Source organism: Streptomyces sp. NPDC002044 (assembly GCF_040296725.1).
Classification (GTDB): Bacteria; Actinomycetota; Actinomycetes; order Streptomycetales; family Streptomycetaceae; genus Streptomyces; species Streptomyces antarcticus.
Map to the genome: position 1 here is coordinate 4072 of NZ_JBEOXU010000070.1, position 16822 is coordinate 20893.

Annotated in this window: 17 protein-coding genes, 1 pseudogene and 1 riboswitch; of the genes and pseudogenes, 9 read left to right on the top strand and 9 right to left on the bottom strand. The window is 72.5% G+C overall.

Features of this window, described 5'->3' with window-relative positions:
- From ABT106_RS18670 to ABT106_RS18680, 3 genes and pseudogenes are all read right to left on the bottom strand, one after another.
- Positions 1 to 90 (bottom strand): annotated as a pseudogene (locus tag ABT106_RS18670) (polysaccharide deacetylase family protein); the annotation flags it as partial.
- A 39-nt stretch (positions 91 to 129) separates the two neighbouring features.
- Complete coding sequence (locus ABT106_RS18675; RefSeq protein ID WP_351278418.1) at positions 130 to 789, bottom strand: hypothetical protein; 660 nt, start codon at positions 787 to 789, stop codon at positions 130 to 132.
- Complete coding sequence (locus ABT106_RS18680; RefSeq protein WP_351278421.1) at positions 782 to 1561, bottom strand: alpha/beta hydrolase; 780 nt, start codon at positions 1559 to 1561, stop codon at positions 782 to 784. Before ABT106_RS18680 ends, ABT106_RS18675 begins: the two co-directional genes overlap by 8 nt.
- Before the next feature lie 170 nt (positions 1562 to 1731).
- Here ABT106_RS18680 and ABT106_RS18685 point away from each other — a divergent pair, with 170 nt between their 5' ends.
- From ABT106_RS18685 to ABT106_RS18715, 7 genes are all read left to right on the top strand, one after another.
- Positions 1732 to 2481 (top strand): lysophospholipid acyltransferase family protein, encoded by a 750-nt coding sequence (locus tag ABT106_RS18685; protein ID WP_351278471.1) that lies wholly within the window; start codon positions 1732 to 1734, stop codon positions 2479 to 2481.
- Between the two features lie 33 nt (positions 2482 to 2514).
- Positions 2515 to 3729 (top strand): MacS family sensor histidine kinase, encoded by a 1215-nt coding sequence (macS, locus tag ABT106_RS18690; RefSeq protein WP_351278423.1) that lies wholly within the window; start codon positions 2515 to 2517, stop codon positions 3727 to 3729.
- Complete coding sequence (locus tag ABT106_RS18695) at positions 3726 to 4424, top strand: response regulator (protein WP_351278426.1); 699 nt, start codon at positions 3726 to 3728, stop codon at positions 4422 to 4424. The genes macS and ABT106_RS18695 overlap by 4 nt, the downstream gene beginning before the upstream one ends.
- Before the next feature lie 177 nt (positions 4425 to 4601).
- Complete coding sequence (locus ABT106_RS18700) at positions 4602 to 5630, top strand: 6-phosphofructokinase (protein WP_351278474.1); 1029 nt, start codon at positions 4602 to 4604, stop codon at positions 5628 to 5630.
- 72 nt (positions 5631 to 5702) lie between these two features.
- On the top strand, positions 5703 to 6698 hold the full coding sequence (locus ABT106_RS18705) for a 2-hydroxyacid dehydrogenase (protein ID WP_351278428.1): 996 nt from the start codon (positions 5703 to 5705) through the stop codon (positions 6696 to 6698).
- A 146-nt stretch (positions 6699 to 6844) separates the two neighbouring features.
- Positions 6845 to 8209 carry a class II 3-deoxy-7-phosphoheptulonate synthase gene (locus ABT106_RS18710; protein WP_502979417.1) on the top strand — a complete coding sequence of 455 codons (1365 nt, stop codon included), beginning with the start codon at positions 6845 to 6847 and terminating at the stop codon, positions 8207 to 8209.
- Positions 8210 to 8383: 174 nt separating this feature from the next.
- Positions 8384 to 8641 (top strand): (2Fe-2S)-binding protein, encoded by a 258-nt coding sequence (locus ABT106_RS18715; RefSeq protein WP_351278476.1) that lies wholly within the window; start codon positions 8384 to 8386, stop codon positions 8639 to 8641.
- Between the two features lie 79 nt (positions 8642 to 8720).
- Here ABT106_RS18715 and bfr read toward each other — a convergent pair whose 3' ends face one another.
- A complete protein-coding gene (gene bfr, locus ABT106_RS18720; protein ID WP_030707395.1) occupies positions 8721 to 9197 on the bottom strand; it encodes a bacterioferritin in 477 nt (158 codons plus the stop codon).
- 173 nt (positions 9198 to 9370) lie between these two features.
- On the opposite strand from bfr, the gene ABT106_RS18725 reads away from it, so the two are divergent.
- On the top strand, positions 9371 to 10003 hold the full coding sequence (locus ABT106_RS18725; protein WP_351278432.1) for a sulfite oxidase-like oxidoreductase: 633 nt from the start codon (positions 9371 to 9373) through the stop codon (positions 10001 to 10003).
- A gap of 95 nt (positions 10004 to 10098) precedes the next feature.
- Here the strand turns inward: ABT106_RS18725 and ABT106_RS18730 are convergent, their stop codons facing one another.
- From ABT106_RS18730 to thiO, 5 genes are all read right to left on the bottom strand, one after another.
- Positions 10099 to 10956 (bottom strand): deoxyribonuclease IV, encoded by an 858-nt coding sequence (locus tag ABT106_RS18730; protein WP_351278478.1) that lies wholly within the window; start codon positions 10954 to 10956, stop codon positions 10099 to 10101.
- 84 nt (positions 10957 to 11040) lie between these two features.
- Positions 11041 to 12957: a Stk1 family PASTA domain-containing Ser/Thr kinase gene (pknB, locus tag ABT106_RS18735; RefSeq protein ID WP_351278435.1), complete on the bottom strand. Its 1917-nt coding sequence runs from the start codon at positions 12955 to 12957 to the stop codon at positions 11041 to 11043.
- Between the two features lie 219 nt (positions 12958 to 13176).
- Complete coding sequence (locus tag ABT106_RS18740; RefSeq protein WP_351278438.1) at positions 13177 to 13971, bottom strand: thiazole synthase; 795 nt, start codon at positions 13969 to 13971, stop codon at positions 13177 to 13179.
- Positions 13972 to 13976: 5 nt separating this feature from the next.
- Entirely contained in the window at positions 13977 to 14177 is a 201-nt protein-coding gene (thiS, locus tag ABT106_RS18745; protein WP_351278440.1) for a sulfur carrier protein ThiS, read from the bottom strand.
- A complete protein-coding gene (thiO, locus tag ABT106_RS18750; RefSeq protein ID WP_351278443.1) occupies positions 14174 to 15352 on the bottom strand; it encodes a glycine oxidase ThiO in 1179 nt (392 codons plus the stop codon). The genes thiS and thiO overlap by 4 nt, the downstream gene beginning before the upstream one ends.
- A riboswitch (TPP riboswitch) is annotated at positions 15350 to 15462 on the bottom strand. It overlaps the preceding gene by 3 nt.
- Before the next feature lie 81 nt (positions 15463 to 15543).
- Between thiO and ABT106_RS18755 the strand changes: the two genes are divergently transcribed.
- Positions 15544 to 16776 (top strand): NAD(P)/FAD-dependent oxidoreductase, encoded by a 1233-nt coding sequence (locus ABT106_RS18755; protein ID WP_351278446.1) that lies wholly within the window; start codon positions 15544 to 15546, stop codon positions 16774 to 16776.
- The last annotated feature ends 46 nt before the right edge of the window (positions 16777 to 16822 follow it).

The window sequence follows — 16822 nt, forward strand, 5'->3', positions numbered from 1 at the left end:
GAAGGTGTACCCGTGCGCGCTGAGCCACGGGAGGTACTCCTTCAGCGCGGCGACCGTCTCGCTGCGGTCTCCGCCGCCGTCGTGGAAGAGGCGGGGGTGGTGTGGGTGCTGCCCCCGCCCGCCGGGGAACTAGACGACCGCGCCGCGGCCCGGGTCGTCGTCCTCGTCGTCGTCGTGGGCCATGCGCCCCACCAGCGTCGCGAAGCCGCCCAGGAAGCCGCCGATGCCCAGTGTTGTGAGCCACCAGGTCATCTCCCATTGCAGCAGCACCGCCAGGAGCAGCAGTACCGGGCCGCCGACCACCGCGAGCCACGCGAACTTCGACGTGGTGTCCGCCGGCGGCAGCTCCGGCTCGGGGGGCACGAAGTGGCCCTCCTCGGCCGCCGTCAGGTCGTCGTCCCTGGGCTCGGCGAGGGAGTGGTCCCGGGGGCCCGTCCCGCCCACGCCCGGGGCGAAGACGACCGAGCTGCCCAGCGACGCCGCCGCCGGGGGCTCCGCGGCCGGGCCGGAACCCGGTTCCGCCGACGGCTCCGGCTTCGCCTCTGGCTTCGCCTCCGTCTTCGGTTCCGTCTTGGACTCGGCCCTGGGCTCCGTCTTCGAGCCCGGCTCCGGAGGAAGAGACAACGGCTTCACGTCCTCCTCCGGCAGCAGCAGGTTCTCGATCGGCTTGAACGGCCGGGCCCCCGGCGGGTCCGGCGGCTCCTGCCCGTACCCGGCGACGATCGCCGCCCACGCCGCTTCCTCGTCCAGCGGCGGAACACCGCCCGACTGCTCCTCGTGCTCAGCCACCCGCCTCCGCCCCCTCCCTGCCCACGCTCTCCGCCAGCCGGCCGACGAACGCAAAACTGTCCGCGAAGATCCGCTCCGCGTCATGGTCCAACGTCGCGACGTGGTAACTCTGTTCCAGCAGGGTCTCGGTGACGTCCGTCGACGACACGCGCGCCAGGACGCGCGCCGAGTCGGCCGGCGGTACCACGTGGTCCTGCGGGCTGTGCAGCAACAACAGCGGCTGCGTCACCTGGGGCAGCTCCGCGTCGACCATCCGCAGGAACGTCCGCAGCGAGTGCGCGGCGTGGGTCGGGACGCGGTCGTAACCGACCTCCTCCGAACCCGGCTTCGCGATGTCGCTGGCGATGCCCGGAGTCGACCGGATGAAGTGCTTGGCCACCGGCAGGGCGACGGCGAGCGGGTCGTGGACCTTGTTCGCCGGGTTGACCAGGACCAGGCCGCTGATGGCGTCCCCGTGCTTGGCCGCCAGCCGCAGGCTCAGCGCGCCGCCCATCGACAGCCCGAAGACGAACACCTGCGCGCACCGGTCCAGCAGCTCCCGCAGTGCGCGGTCCACCTCGGCGTACCAGTCCTGCCAGCCCGTGAGCTGCATGTCCTGCCAGCGCGTACCGTGCCCGGGCAGCAGCGGCAGCGACACCGTGAGGCCGCGCTCGGAGAGGTACTCGGCCCAGGGGCGCAGCGACTGCGGGGAACCGGTGAAGCCGTGGCAGAGGAGGACGCCGACCTCTCCGCCCTCGTGGCGGAACGGCTCGGCTCCAGGGAGGACGGGCACCAGGGTCTCCTTGATCATGATGTACGTCGGGTGGGGGCGTTGCTCTGTGTGACTTCACCGTACGCGACCGGGGTGGCACCGACCAGGGTCGTCGGGCCGCTCCCGGCGGAGCCAAGGGATAAGGTCTGTTCGACAGACACAGGAAGGCTTTCGAGTTGATCTACGGCGCAATGAAGTTCTCCATCGGCGGTTCCCTGAAGCTCGCCTTCAGGCCGTGGGTGGAGGGCCTCGAGAACATTCCCGCGGAGGGGCCGGCGATCCTCGCGAGCAACCACCTGTCCTTCTCCGACTCCTTCTTCCTCCCGGCCGTGCTGGACCGGAAGGTCACCTTCATCGCGAAGGCCGAGTACTTCACCTCCCCGGGGGTCAAGGGCAAGCTGACGGCCGCCTTCTTCAAGGGCGTCGGCCAGCTCCCGGTGGACCGCTCCGGCGCGCGCGGGGCCGGCGAGGCCGCGATCAAGAGCGGCATCGACGTCATCGAACGCGGGGAGCTGTTCGGTATCTACCCGGAGGGGACGCGTTCACCCGACGGCCGGCTCTACCGCGGCAAGCCCGGCGGCCTGGCCCGCGTGGCCCTGGCCACCGGAGCGCCCGTGATCCCGGTGGCGATGATCGACACCGAGAAGATCCAGCCGCCCGGCAAGGTGGTCCCCAAGCTGATGCGCCCGGGCATCCGGATCGGGAAGCCACTGGACTTCAGCCGCTACCACGGCATGGACGGCGACCGCTTCATCCTGCGCTCGGTGACCGACGAGGTCATGTACGAGATCATGAAGCTCTCCGGCCAGGAGTACGTCGACATCTACGCGACGGCGGCCAAGCGCCAGATCGCCGACGCGGAGAAGGCCGCGAAGGGCGAGAAGAACGACAAGAACGACAAGAACGAGAAGGGCGACAAGCCCGAGGCCAAGACCGAGTAGCGGCGGGCGGAACCGCCCGCGGGGGGTGGGGAGATGGCGAAGCGCGAACGCGTCGTGCGCATGTCGGTCGAGCAGCCGCTGTGGCGGGCCCTGACGGCCTACCGGCTGCTCACCATGGTTTACGCGGTGCTGCTGTTCGCCTCCTCCTACCGGCATTTCGCCCGGCCCGCGGTCGCCATCGGCTACCTCTGCGTCCTCGCCGTGTGGACGCTGGCCACCTCTACGCGGGTCGCGAACGCCGCCAGCTGCACCAAGCGCTTCCTCGGCGCCGACCTCACCGTCGCCCTCGCCGGGATCCTGCTCACCCCGCTCGCCGACAGCCACGAGCGGATCGCGGACGGCGGCCCGACCCTGCCCTCCATCTGGACGGCCGGTTCCGTCCTGGCCTTCGCCATCAAGGGCGGCTGGCGCTGGGCCGGGTTCGCCTCCACCTTCGTGGCCGCCGCCAACATCGTCATCCACGGCGGCGAACCCACCGGTGACACCCTGCACAACGTCCTGCTCGTCTGGGTCGCCTCCATCGCCATCGGCTACGTCGTCGAGGTCGCCCGGGCCAGCGAGGCCACCCTCGCCCGCGCGCTGGAGATCGAGGCCGCGACCCGGGAGCGGGAGCGCCTCGCCCGCGACATCCACGACGGGGTCCTCCAGGTCCTCGCCATGGTCCAGCGCCGCGGCACCGAACTGGGCGGCGAGGCCGCCGACCTCGGCCGCATGGCGGGGGAGCAGGAGGTCGCCCTGCGCACCCTGGTCTCCAGCGGGCTGGTGCACCCCTCGCGGGTCTCCCGCGACGGGGCGCTCGGCGCGCTCGTGGACACGTACGAGGTGGACGAGCCCGGCGACGGCGGCGAGCTGGACCTGCGGGCGCTCCTTGCCCCGCACGCCGGTTCGCGGGTCAGCTTCGCCGAGCCGGGCACCCCGGTGCCGCTGCCGGTGCCCGCCGCGAAGGAGCTGGCCGCGGCGGTCGGAGCCGCCCTCGACAACGTGCGCAGGCACGCGGGAGAGGGGGCCCGCGCCTGGATCCTGGTCGAGGACTGGGGTGACGAGGTGGTGGTGACCGTACGGGACGACGGCCCGGGCATCCCGGCGGGCCGGCTCGACCAGGCCGAGGGCGAGGGCCGGATGGGAGTGGCCCTGTCCATCCGGGGCCGGCTGCGCGACCTCGGCGGCAGCGCCGAGCTGGTGTCCGTCCCCGGGCAGGGCACCGAGGTGGAACTGAAAGTACCCAGGGGGAGGACGGACGAGAGATGAGCGAGCGCACCGACGTGAACGAACCGAACGCACCGCGCGGGATCAGGGTCATGGTCGTCGACGACCACCCGATGTGGCGGGACGCGGTCGCCCGCGACCTCGCCGCCGCGGGCTTCGACGTGGTGGCGACGGCCGGTGACGGACCCGAGGCGGTCCGCCGGGCCCGCGCCACCACCCCCGACGTGCTGGTCCTCGACCTCAACCTCCCCGGCATGCCGGGCGTACAGGTCTGCAAGGAGCTGGTCGGCGCCAACCCGGCCCTGCGGGTCATGGTCCTGTCGGCCAGCGGCGAGCACGCGGACGTGCTGGAGGCGGTGAAGTCCGGCGCGACCGGCTACCTGCTGAAGTCCGCCGGCGCCCAGGAGCTGATCGACGCGGTCCGCCGCACGGCCGCCGGCGACCCGGTCTTCACGCCGGGTCTGGCCGGTCTGGTGCTCGGCGAGTACCGGCGCCTGGCCACCGACCCGGCACCGGCCGCCTCCGACGAGCCGAAGGCGCCCCGGTTGACCGACCGGGAGACCGAGGTGCTGCGGCTGGTGGCGAAGGGGCTCTCGTACAAGCAGATCGCCGAGCGGCTCGTCATCTCGCACCGCACGGTGCAGAACCACGTCCAGAACACCCTGGGCAAACTCCAGCTGCACAACCGGGTGGAGCTCGTCCGCTACGCCATCGAACGCGGCCTCGACGACGCCTGATCCGCCGCGACCGCCTCGAACGGCGCACCGCACGGAGTGGCGTACGTCGTACTTGCGTCCTCGTGCGAGGGAACGGGCGGCACAACGACCCTTTGTTCCACAGGAATCGGCCCTCCTCGGACCCTTGCTGTGACCTGTGTCACCACTAGCGTGGCCGTCATGGCGAAGGGAGATTCCATGAAGGTCGGAGTGCTGACCGGCGGCGGCGACTGCCCCGGGCTCAACGCGGTGATCCGGGCCGTCGTCCGCAAGGGCGACCAGGAGTACGGGTACCGGTTCATCGGCTTCCGCAACGGCTGGCGCGGAGCCGTCGACGGCTCCGCGGTACCGCTCGACATCGCGGCCGTCCGCGGGATCCTGCCCCGCGGCGGCACCATCCTGGGCTCCTCGCGCACCAATCCGTTCGAGTCGGAGAACGGCGTGCGGGCCATCAAGGACAACCTCGCCAAGTACGAGGTGGACGCGCTCATCACCATCGGCGGCGAGGACACCCTCGGGGTCGCGGCCCGGCTGAACGACGAGTACGGCATCCCCTGCGTCGGCGTCCCGAAGACCATCGACAACGACCTCTCCGGGACCGACTACACCTTCGGCTTCGACACCGCCGTCGGCATCGCGACCGAGGCCATCGACCGGCTGCACACCACCGCCGAATCGCACATGCGGGTCCTGGTCTGCGAGGTCATGGGCCGGCACGCCGGCTGGATCGCCCTGCACTCGGGCCTCGCGGGCGGCGCCAACGTCATCCTCATCCCCGAGCAGCGCTTCGACGTCGATCAGGTCTGCGCCTGGGTCACCTCGCGGTTCAAGGCGAGCTACGCGCCGATCGTCGTGGTCGCGGAGGGCGCCATGCCCAAGGACGGGGACCTGGTCCTCAAGGACGCCACCAAGGACTCCTTCGGCCACGTCCGGCTGTCCGGGGTGGGCGAATGGCTGGCCAAGGAGATCGAGGCGCGGACCGGCAAGGAGGCCCGCACGACGGTGCTCGGGCACATCCAGCGGGGCGGCACCCCGAGCGCCTTCGACCGCTGGCTCGCCACCCGCTTCGGACTGCACGCGATCGACGCGGTGCGCGACGGGGACTTCGGCACGATGGTCGCGCTCCGGGGGACGGACATCGTCCGGGTCCCGATCGCGGAGGCCACGGCGAAGCTGAAGACGGTGGACCCCGAGCTGTACCGGGAGGCCGGGGTCTTCTTCGGCTGACGTGGGGCAGCGTCCACGGATCATGGGTCGTAAGGTGACAAACGGCCCATGGTTCGAGGTACGGGAGCAAGCGTGGAGATCCTGGCATTCGGTGTGACCGCCGACGAGCGGCCGATCCTGGAGCGCGCCTTCGCGGGGCAGCACGAGGTCCGCTGCCTCGACGTCTTCCTCAGCGAGGACACCGCGCCCATCGCGGCGGGGTACGAGGTCGTCTCCTCCAGCGTGAACGCCGACCTGAACGGCCGGGTGCTGCGGACCCTGGCGGCGGGCGGGACGAAGCAGATCGCCCAGCGGTCCACCGGCTTCAACAACATCGACCTCGACGTCGCCCGGCAGCTCGGCATGACGGTGAGCCGGGTCTCGTACTACTCCCCCTACTCGGTGGCCGAGTTCGCCTGGACGCTGGCCATGGCCGTGAACCGCCGCATCGTCCGGGCCTCGATCCGGACCCGGGACTTCGACTTCCGGCTGAACGGGCTGATGGGCCGCGACCTGCGCGGCCGCACCGTGGGCGTGCTCGGCACCGGAAAGATCGGGGAGGCGTTCACCCGGATCGCGCACGGCTTCGGGATGAACCTGCTCGGCTGGGACGTGGCGCGCAACCCCGCCTGCGTCGAGCTCGGCATGAAGTACGTCGACAAGGAGGAGCTGCTCGCCTCCTGCGACCTGGTCAGCCTGCACGTGCCGCTGCTGGACTCCACCCACCACATCATCGACGCGGACGCGCTGCGGCTGATGCGCGACGACGCGATCCTGGTGAACTCCAGCCGCGGCGGGCTGATCGACACCGACGCTCTGGTCACGGAGCTGCGCGCGGGCCGCTTCGCGGGCGTGGGGCTCGACGTGTACGAGGCGGAGGCGGGGGTCTTCTTCCTGGACAAGTCCCTGGAGACGGTGGAGGACGACACACTTGCCCGGCTCGTCACGTTCCCGCACGTGCTGGTGACCTCGCACCAGGCGTACTACACGAGCGACGCGGTGGGGCAGATCATCGACACCACCGTCGCCAACGTGGCCGACCACCTGGCGGGCCGCCGCTCGGAGAACACCCTCGTCGCGCCGTACTGACCGGTGCCCCGCCGCGGCGGTCGGAGCGGCGCACCAGCGTGGCCCCGCACCCCCGCGGCGGAGGCGCGGAGTCCGCCTCCCGGCAGGTCCGGATATCCGTCTCACGTTGTGGTCGGCGGGCCGGACGCGCCCTAGGACGCCGTAATGTGTACGGGGTGACCGTGAACGCTGAAACCCAAGCCCCCGCCGCCAAGGCGACCTGGCGAGACCTTCCCGCGGCGCAGCAGCCTTCGTACCCCGATGCCGAGGCCCTGCGCGCTGTCGTCGCGGACCTCGAGTCGTATCCTCCGCTCGTCTTCGCGGGTGAGTGCGACCAGCTGCGCGCCCGCCTGGGAGCCGTCGCCAAGGGCGAGGCGTTCCTGCTGCAGGGCGGCGACTGCGCGGAGGCCTTCGACGCCGTCTCCGCCGACCACATCCGAGCCAAGCTGAAGACACTGCTCCAGATGAGCGCCGTCCTGACGTACGCGGCCTCCGTGCCCGTCGTCAAGGTCGGCCGCATCGCGGGCCAGTACTCCAAGCCGCGCTCCAAGGACACCGAGACCCGCGACGGCATCACCCTGCCGACCTACCGCGGCGACTCCGTCAACGGCTTCGCCTTCACCGAAGAGGACCGGATCCCGGACCCCGAGCGGCTGAAGCGCATGTACCACGCGTCGGCCTCGACGCTGAACCTGGTGCGCGCCTTCACCACCGGCGGTTACGCCGACCTGCGCCAGGTGCACGCCTGGAACCAGGACTTCGTGCGGTCCTCCCCGTCCGGACAGCGCTACGAGCAGCTCGCGCGGGAGATCGACAACGCGCTGAACTTCATGAAGGCCTGTGGCACCGACCCGGCCGAGTTCAAGGCCGTCGAGTTCTACGCCTCCCACGAGGCGCTGCTGCTCGCCTACGAGGGCGCGCTGACCCGCACGGACTCGCGGACCGGCCGGCTGTACGACACCTCGGGCCACATGGTCTGGATCGGTGAGCGCACCCGCCAGCTCGACCACGCGCACATCGAGTTCTGCTCGCAGATCGCCAACCCGATCGGCATCAAGCTCGGCCCCACCACGACGGTCGACGAGGCGCTGACCTACGTGGACCGCCTGGACCCGGACCGTGAGCCGGGCCGGCTGACGTTCGTCGTCCGCATGGGCGCCGACAAGGTCCGCGACAAGCTCCCCGCGCTGGTCGAGAAGGTCACCGCCTCCGGCGCGACCGTCGCCTGGGTCACCGACCCGATGCACGGCAACACCTTCGAGGCGGCCTCGGGCCACAAGACGCGTCGTTTCGACGACGTGCTCGACGAGGTCAAGGGCTTCTTCGAGGTCCACAAGGCCCTGGGCACCCACCCGGGCGGCATCCACGTCGAGCTCACCGGTGACGACGTCACCGAGTGCGTGGGCGGCGGCGACGAGATCTTCGTCGACGACCTGCACCAGCGCTACGAGACGGCCTGCGACCCGCGGCTCAACCGCAGCCAGTCCCTGGACCTGGCGTTCCTGGTCGCCGAGATGTACCGGGACCAGTAGGACCGAGCGGATCAGTACGTCATTTCGTACGACGATGGGGCGCGGATCGATGTGATCCGCGCCCCATCGTCATGCCGGGGGCTTTTAGGGTTGCCTAACTTTGGGTACGGTTAGGTAAGCCTCACCGAACAGGGGATGGCTCGCCGAACCATTCCGCTCAGGGAGGTGAACCGCGTGTACGTCTGCTCTTGCTTCGGGATCACCGACAAGCAGGTCAAGGACCACGCGGCGGCCGGGGCCTGCACCCCGCGCCAGATCGCCTCGGCCACGAAGGCCGGCACCGACTGCGGCTCCTGTGTGCGCACCATCCAGGGCATGCTCGGACGCGGTGCGTGCCCGCGCCGGGAGCTGCTGGAGAAGGGCAACGCGGCCGCCGTGCTCGCCGCGGACGTGGAGCCGGTGCTCGCGCCGACCCTCGTGGAAGCCGCCTAGCGCCGAGCGGCTCGCGGTCAGCTCGCTCGCATCCCCTCGACCGGCTCTCGACCCGCTCTCGGACTGCCGGGGCCGCAGGTCAGCTGGGCTGCTCGATGAGCTGCGCGATGTACAGCGGCTCGCCCAGGGACTCGATGAGCTCCAGCTGGGTGTCGAGGTAGTCGATGTGGTGCTCCTCGTCCTCCAGGATCTCCTCGAAGAGGCGGGCGGAGGTGATGTCGCCCTTCCCCCGCATGACCTCGATGCCGCGCTTGAGCCGGTCGATCGCCTCGACCTCGACCTGGCGGTCCGCCTGGAACATCTCCGTGATCGTCTGTCCGACGCGCACGTGGAAGAGACGCTGGTAGTTCGGCAGACCGTCGAGCATCAGGATGCGCTCGGTGATCTTGTCCGCGTGCTTCATCTCGTCGATGGATTCTTCACGCGTGTACTTGGCGAGCTTGGTCCAGCCCTTGTTGTCCTGGATGCGGTAGTGCAGCCAGTACTGGTTGATGGCCGTCAGCTCACCGGTCAGCTGCTCGTTCAGAAACTCAAGGACCTCGGGGTCGCCCTGCATCGCAGAGGCTCCTTCCAGGCAGGGTCACCTAGGTGACGGGGCAGGTGCGCGCATCCTTGCACCGCTGCCGGAGGCAGTCCAGTAAGTGCCTCCTTAGTGGGAGTTGCCGCGACTTGCCCGAATCGGGCCAGACCTGGTCATGACCACCCTGCCCAATCTGTCACCATGGAGACATGGGTCAGCCGGAAAGCCGGGAATCTCCGGGAGCAGAGCAGTCGGAGCTTCCACCGGGACAGCGGTTGCAGCGGGGCTGGCCGGTCACCCACTACGGCCCCGTACCCAAGTTCAAGCCGGACCGCTGGGAGTTCCGCGTCTTCGGCGCGACGGCCGACGGTGACAAGCACTGCTGGAACCACGAGGAGTTCACGGCCCTGCCGTTCGAATCGGTCGTGGCGGACCTGCACTGCGTCACGAAGTTCAGCATGCAGGGCGCCGAATGGGGCGGTGTGCCGACCCGTACGATCCTCGGTCTGGTGCCCCCGGCGCCGCAGGTCACGCACGTGATGGTGTGGGCCGAGTACGGCTTCAGCTCCAACATGCGGCTGGCCGACTTCGCCTCTGACCGGACCGTCTTCGCCACCCATCAGGGCGGTGAACTCCTCACCGCCGAGCACGGGTTCCCGCTGCGGCTGGTCGTCCCGCACCTGTACGCCTGGAAGGGCCCCAAGTGGGTCCGCGGCATCGAGTACATGACCGCCGACCGCCGGGGCTTCTGGGAGGAGCGCGGCTACCACAACATCGGCGACCCCTGGCGCGAGCAGCGCTACTCCTACCAGGAGGAGCCCGGGGACGGCCCCGAGCTGTAGCGGGCCCCGCCTCCGCCGTCGCGGCAGGGGTGAACGGACCCGGACGGCGTACGCGGCCCGCCGCCCGCCGCGTCGCCCGCCGCGCGAGCGGCGGATCACCCCGTCCCGCGCAGCTCCTTCAGCAGCGCCACGTCCGCGGCGTGCCCCTCCGGGCCGCCGGGCGTCTCGGTGATCAGCGGTACGCCCTCCATCGCGGGGTGCGTGAACAGCTCGGCGAAGGCCGCGCGGCCGATGTGGCCGCGGCCGATGTTGGCGTGCCGGTCCCGGTGCGCGCCCACGGCCGCCTCGGAGTCGTTCGCGTGCACCAGTTTCAGCCGGCCCTCGCCCACCGTGTCCACCAGCAGGTCCAGCGTCAGCTTCGTCCCGCCGGGCTCCGCCAGGTCGTGACCGGCCGCGAAGACGTGGCAGGTGTCCAGGCAGATCCCCAGCATCGGGTGCCGCTCCAGCGCCTCGAAGTACGGGCCGAACTCCTCGGCCGTCGAGCACAGCGAGGAGCCCTGCCCGGCCGTCGACTCCAGCAGCAGGAACGGGTCGTCCTCGTGCGTCAGCTCGTCGAGCAGCGGCAGCATGTGCTCCCTGATCTGCGCGTACGCCGCCTCGCGCGGGCGGCCGCCGGTGGCCGAACCCGTGTGCACGACGACCCCGAGCGCGCCGATCTCCCGGCCGCGCCGCAGCGAGTGGCGCAGGGACTCCACGGACTTCTCGACGGTCGCCCCGTTGTGCGAGCCGAAGTTGATCAGGTAGGGGGCGTGCACGTACGCCGGGATCGACCCTTCCGCGCATCCGGCGCGGAACCGCTCGTCCTGCGCCGGGCTGCCGGTCGGGGTGGCCCAGCCGCGCGGGTTGGCGACGAAGACCTGTACCGCCTCGGCGCGCATCTCGCGGGCATAGGCGAGCCCCACCTTGGCGAGGCCGCCGGCGACCGGGACGTGTCCGCCCACCGGATTGCGCAGGGCCGCGCGGTCCGTTCCCGCCTCGTGCTTCTCGTGCCGCGTGTGCTTGTCGTGCCCCACGTGCTTGTCGTGCTCCACGTACTCCTACAGCCCCTTGGTCCGGATGGTGATGGTGCTGCCCTCGGGGGCGTTCTGGCCGGTGGGCACCGACTGGAGCTCCACGGTGTTGCTGAAGGAGAGGAAGGGCCGCTCCACCCGCACCTTGAAGCCCGCGCCCTCCAGGGTCCGGCGGGCCGCGTCCACGTTCTGGCCGGTCACGTCCGGCACCGGGAGCTGGCGGGGGCCCTTGGAGAGGGTCAGGGTGACCGTGTCCCCGGCCGCGGCCTGGGTGCCGGCGCCGACCGACTGGTTGGCGACCGTACCGGCCGGCGAGGAGGAGTTGACCTGCTCGGCGGCCGCGACCGCCTTCAGGCCGGCGCCCTCCAGGGTGGCGCGCGCCTGCTCGAAGGGGAGTCCGGCCACGCCCGGGACCTCCACCGGGCGGCCCTTGCTGACCACCAGCGCGACCGCCGTGTCGGGGGCCCGCCGCTCGCCGCCCGCCGGGTCGGAGGCGATCACCGAGCCCTGGGCGACGTCCTGGCTGAAGGCCTGGGCGACGACACCGGGGGCCAGGCCCGCCCGCGTCAGCTCGGCCCTGGCCTGCTCCAGCGTCCTCCCCTTCAGATTGGGCACCGACACGACCTCCGGGCCGCGGGAGACGGTGAGCGTCACCGCGCCGTTGCCGCGGATGCGCCGGCCGCCCGCGGGATCGGAGTTCATGACCGTCCCGCGGTCGAAAGCCTCGCTGAACTTCCGCTCGACGCGCTTGACGCCGAGTCCGGCCGCCGACAGCTGCGCCTTGGCCTGCTGCTCGCTCTTGCCCAGGACGTTGGGGACCTGGGTGAACTGCCCCGCGTTGATGTACCAGACGCCCGTCCCGAGGCCGAGCGCGAGCAGCACCCCGGCGATGACGAGGAGCGTGCCGCGGCGCGGCCCCCGGCGCCGGCTCCGTACGGGCCGGTGTGGCGCGGGCGCGGGGGGCGCCAGGGTCTCCAGGCGCGAGGTCCGGTCCGCGGGCCGCGGCGCGTCCACCGGGCGGGCGATCACGCCGGTGCGGTCCTCGGCCGCCGACCGTCCCTCGGCGCGGGCCTGCGGGGGTACGGCGTCCAGCTCGGCGTCGCTGAGCCTGCTCCGGGCCTCGCGGGCCAGGCCCAGCAGGGAGACCGCGTCGTAGGGCCGCAGCTCCGGATTGCGGGCGGCCGCCTGCGCGACCAGTTCGTCGAGGGCGACGGGGAGCCCGGGTACGGAGGCCGAGGGCGGCGGGATGTCCTCGTGGAGGTGCAGGTAGAGCACCTGCGCGGGGGTGGCGCCGATGTGGGGCTTGGCTCCGGTGAGCATCTCGTACAGGACGACCCCGCAGGCGTAGACGTCCACGCGGGTGTCGGTGACGCCGTTCTCGATCTGCTCGGGCGCCAGGTAGGAGACGGTCCCGAGGACGGAGCCGGTGGTGCTGGTGACGGCGTCGACGCTGCGGACCAGGCCGAAGTCGGCGACCTTGACCCGGCCGTCGTCGCCGATCAGCACGTTCTCGGGCTTCATGTCGCGGTGGACGAAGCCCGCCCGGTGGGCGGCGCCGAGCGCGGCGAGGACCGGCTCGAAGACGTCGAGGGCGGCCCGCGGCTGGAGCGCGCCGCGCTCGCGCAGCACGTCGCGCAGGGTGCAGCCGGAGACGTACTCCATGGCGAGGTAGACGTACGGGCCGTCCGTGCCCTGGTCGAAGACGGCCACCACGTTCGGGTGCGCGAGGCGGGCCACGGACTTCGCCTCCCGGATGAACCGGTCGACGAAGAGACCGTCCTCGGCGAGCTGCGGGTGCATCACCTTCAGGGCGAGGACGCGGTCCAGGCGGGTGTCGACGGCGCGGTAGACCGTGGCCATGCCGCCGGCCGCGATGCGCGCGTCGATGCGGTAGCGGCCGTCGAGTACGCGCCCGACGAGAGGGTCATCCAGGGTCGTGTCCACGCGCCGAGTGTACGAGCGGCGCGCGGTTGCCCGGGCCGTGCGGGGCGGCTTGCAGCCCAGCTGTGACGGATCCGACTGCGGACCGTCGCCGGGTGTGAGCCGGCGGCTACGGAGCCGTCGCCCACCGCCGGGCGGGCTCCCACCGGGCGGGCGGCCGCCCGGCGGGTGCGTCCGGGCCGGCCGGACGGCCGCCCGTACCGGCCGCGATCAGGTGTCCGGTCAGAACGCCGGACGCTCCGGGTCGAGGTCGGCGCGGCCCTGTGCCGGGGACGAGGGCTCGGCGAAGCGGCGCTGCGGGATGCGGCCCGCCCGGTGGGCCAGACGCCCCGCCGACACCGCGTCCCGCATGGCCGCGGCCATCAGCACCGGCTCCTGCGCACGCGTCACGGCGGAGGCGAGCATCACGGCCGCGCAGCCCAGTTCCATCGCCAGCGCGACGTCGGACGCCGTGCCGGCGCCCGCGTCCAGGATCACCGGGACCCCGGCCCGCTCGGTGATCAGCTCGAAGTTGTGCGGGTTGCGGATGCCCATCCCGGAACCGATGGGGGAGCCCAGCGGCATGATCGCCGCGCAGCCCGCGTCCTCCAGCTTCCGGGCCAGGACCGGGTCGTCGTTCGTATACGGAAGGACGGTGAATCCCTCGTCCACGAGGATCTCGGCGGCGTCCAGCAGCTCGATCCCGTCGGGCAGCAGGGTCCGCTCGTCCGCGACCACCTCCAGCTTGATCCAGTCCGTGCCGAGCGCCTCGCGCGCCAGCCGGGCCGTCAGCACGGCCTCGCCGGCCGTGAAGCAGCCCGCCGTGTTCGGCAGGACCGCGATGCCCAGCCCGGCCAGCACCGACAGGACGGAGCCCTGGACGGTCGGGTCGAGGCGGCGCATCGCCACCGTCGTCAGCTCGGTGCCGGACGCGACGAGCGCCCGTTCCAGGACGTCCAGGCTCGGGGCCCCGCCCGTGCCCATGATCAGGCGGGAGGAGAAGGTCCGGCCCCCCAGGGTGAACAGGTCGTCAGCCATGCCGCTCAGCCCCCCTGGACCGCGGTGAGGATCTCGACCCGGTCGCCGTCGCCCACCCGCGTGGCCCGCCACTGCCCGCGCGGGACCACGGTCTCGTTGAGCGCGGCCGCCACCCCGGAGGGAGCGGCCGTCAGGATGGCGACCACCGCGTCGAGGGTGGTGCCGGCCGCGACCTCGCGCGGCTCGCCGTTGACGGAGATGGTCATGCGTACGACTCCTGACGTGCGGCGGAGAACCGGCGGGGGCTGAAGGGGCGCGCGACCGGAGGCAGTTCGCCGGTCGTCAGCAGCTCCGCCATCACATCGCCGGTGAGCGGGGTCAGCAGGACCCCGTTGCGGTAGTGCCCGGTGGCCAGGTGCAGGCCCGGCAGATCGGTGGGGCCCAGCAGCGGGGCGTTGTCGGGGGAACCGGGGCGCAGTCCCGCGCGGGTCTCGGTGAGCGGCAGCTCGGTGATGCCGGGCACCAGCTCGTGGGCGTCGCGCAGCAGTTCGTAGACCCCGCCCGCGGTGACCGTGGTGTCCCAGCCCAGTTCCTCGCTGGTGGCGCCGATGACCAGCTCGCCGTTCTCGCGCGGCACCAGGTAGACGTGGCTGCCGCGGACGACGGCCCGTACGGTCCGGGACAGGAACGCCCCGTACGCCGCCGGCACCGTGAGCCGCAGCACCTGGCCCTTGACGGGCCGTACGGGGGCGGTCACCTCCGCCGGCACGCCCTCCAGGCGGCCGCTGAACGAGCCCGCCGCCAGCACCACCTGGCCGGCGCGGAGCTCCGTACCGTCGGCGAGCACGGCGCCGGCCGCCCGGTCGGCGGTGACGAGCAGCCGCTCGGCCCGCGCCCGGCGCACGCTCACCCCGGAGCGCTCGCAGGCGGCCAGCAGGGCGGCCGCCAGCCGGCGCGGATCGACCTGGTGGTCGCCGTCCACGCGCAGGCCGCCGCGTACGCCGGGGGCCAGCATCGGCTCCAGGCGGCGGCACTCCCGGCCGGTGAGCCACTGCGAATCCAGGCCGCAGCGGCGCTGGAGGGCGTGCAGCTCGCGCAGGTGGAGCCGGTCGTCGGAGTCGAGGGCGACGGCGAGGGTGCCGCAGGCCCGGTAGCCGATGTCCAGGCCGCCGCTCGCCTCGGCCAGTTCGGCCGCGAACTCCGGATAGCGGGCGGCGGAGGCCAGCCCGAGGCCCAGCAGGGCCTCCTCGCCGTAGTGCAGCTCGGTGACGGGGGCCAGCATGCCCGCCGCGACCTGGGCCGCGCCGCCGCCGGGCGCCGGGTCGGCGAGCACGACGGCCAGGCCGCGGCGGGCCGCCCGCCAGGCGGTGACGAGTCCGATGACGCCGCCCCCGATGACGAGGACGTCGGATCCCTTCCGGGACGTTCGAGATGAATGCATGGGCGTCCAGCCCCTCCCTTCGCCGGCATGACCCGGATCAGGTTCGTACGGTCGGAGGCCGCCCAGCCTCCCTCTCAGCCCGGTGCGCCCGGACTCCCGCGATAGGTACGCCTGCCAGACTAACCCCGGGCCGGACGCCGGGTAAGGCGGCACCTGTTCCTGATGGGCCGTCAGAAGATTAGGCTGGCCGCGTGAGCGAGCAGACGGAACAGACGGAACAGACACACAGCGGCGTCGTCATCGTGGGCGCCGGAATGGCCGGCGTGCAGACCGCGGTCGCCCTGCGGGAACAGGGCTTCACCGGCCCCGTGACCCTGCTGGGAGCCGAACCCCACCAGCCCTACGACCGCCCCCCGCTGTCGAAGGCGGTCCTGCTCGGCAAGGCCGAGGACTCCGCCTTCGACGTCGACTTCGAAGGGCTCGGCATCGGGCTCCGGCTCGGCACCGAGGTCATCGGACTGCGGGCCGCCGACCGCGAACTGGACACCGGGGCGGGCCCCGTCCCGTACGACACCCTCGTCCTGGCGACCGGCGCCGTCCCGCTGACCCTCCCCGGCACCGAGGGCGTCCCCGGCGTGCACCTGCTGCGCACCCTCGACGACGCCGCCCGGCTGAGGCCCGTCCTGGCGGCCGCCGACCGGGCGGTCGTCGTCGGAGCCGGCTGGATCGGCGCCGAGTTCGCCACCGCCGCCCGCGAGGCCGGCTGCGCGGTGACCGTGGTCGAGGCGGCGGACCGCGTCCTGGCGGGAGCCCTGCCGGCCGAGGTCACCGCACCGATGGCCCGCTGGTACGAGGAGGCCGGCGCCGAGCTGCTCACCGGCGCCCGTGTCGCCGGGATCGAGGCGGGCCGGGTCCTGCTGGCGGACGGCCGCAGCCTGCCGGTCGGCGCGGTGGTGGTCGGCGTCGGCGCCCGCCCGGCCACCGGCTGGCTGGCCGGGAGCGGGGTCGTACTGGGCCCCGACGGCTCGGTCACCGCCGACGCCCACCTGCGCACCTCCCTGCCCGGGGTCCACGCGGTCGGCGACTGCGCCTCCTTCCCCTCCGCCCGCTACGGCGCCCGTCTCCTCGTCCACCACTGGGACAACGCCCTCCAGGGCCCCCGGACCGTCGCGGCGAACGTCCTGGCGGGGGAGCCGGTCCAGGTCTACGACCCGGTCCCGTACTTCTGGTCGGAGCAGTTCGGCCGGTTCGTCCAGTACGCCGGCCACCACGGCGGCGCCGACACCCTGCTCTGGCGGGGCGACCCGGCCGCCCCCGCCTGGTCCGTGTGCTGGCTGCGCGACGGCGCCCTGGTGGCCGTCCTGGCCGTGGGCCGCCCGCGCGACCTCGCGCAGGGCCGCAAACTCATCGAGGCGGGCACCGTCCTGGACGCCGACCGGGTGGCCGATCCGGCCGTCCCGCTGAAGTCGACGGCCCGCCGGTAGGGCGTGCCGCCGGGGCCCGGGCCCGCCCTCCGGGGCGGCCGGCGCC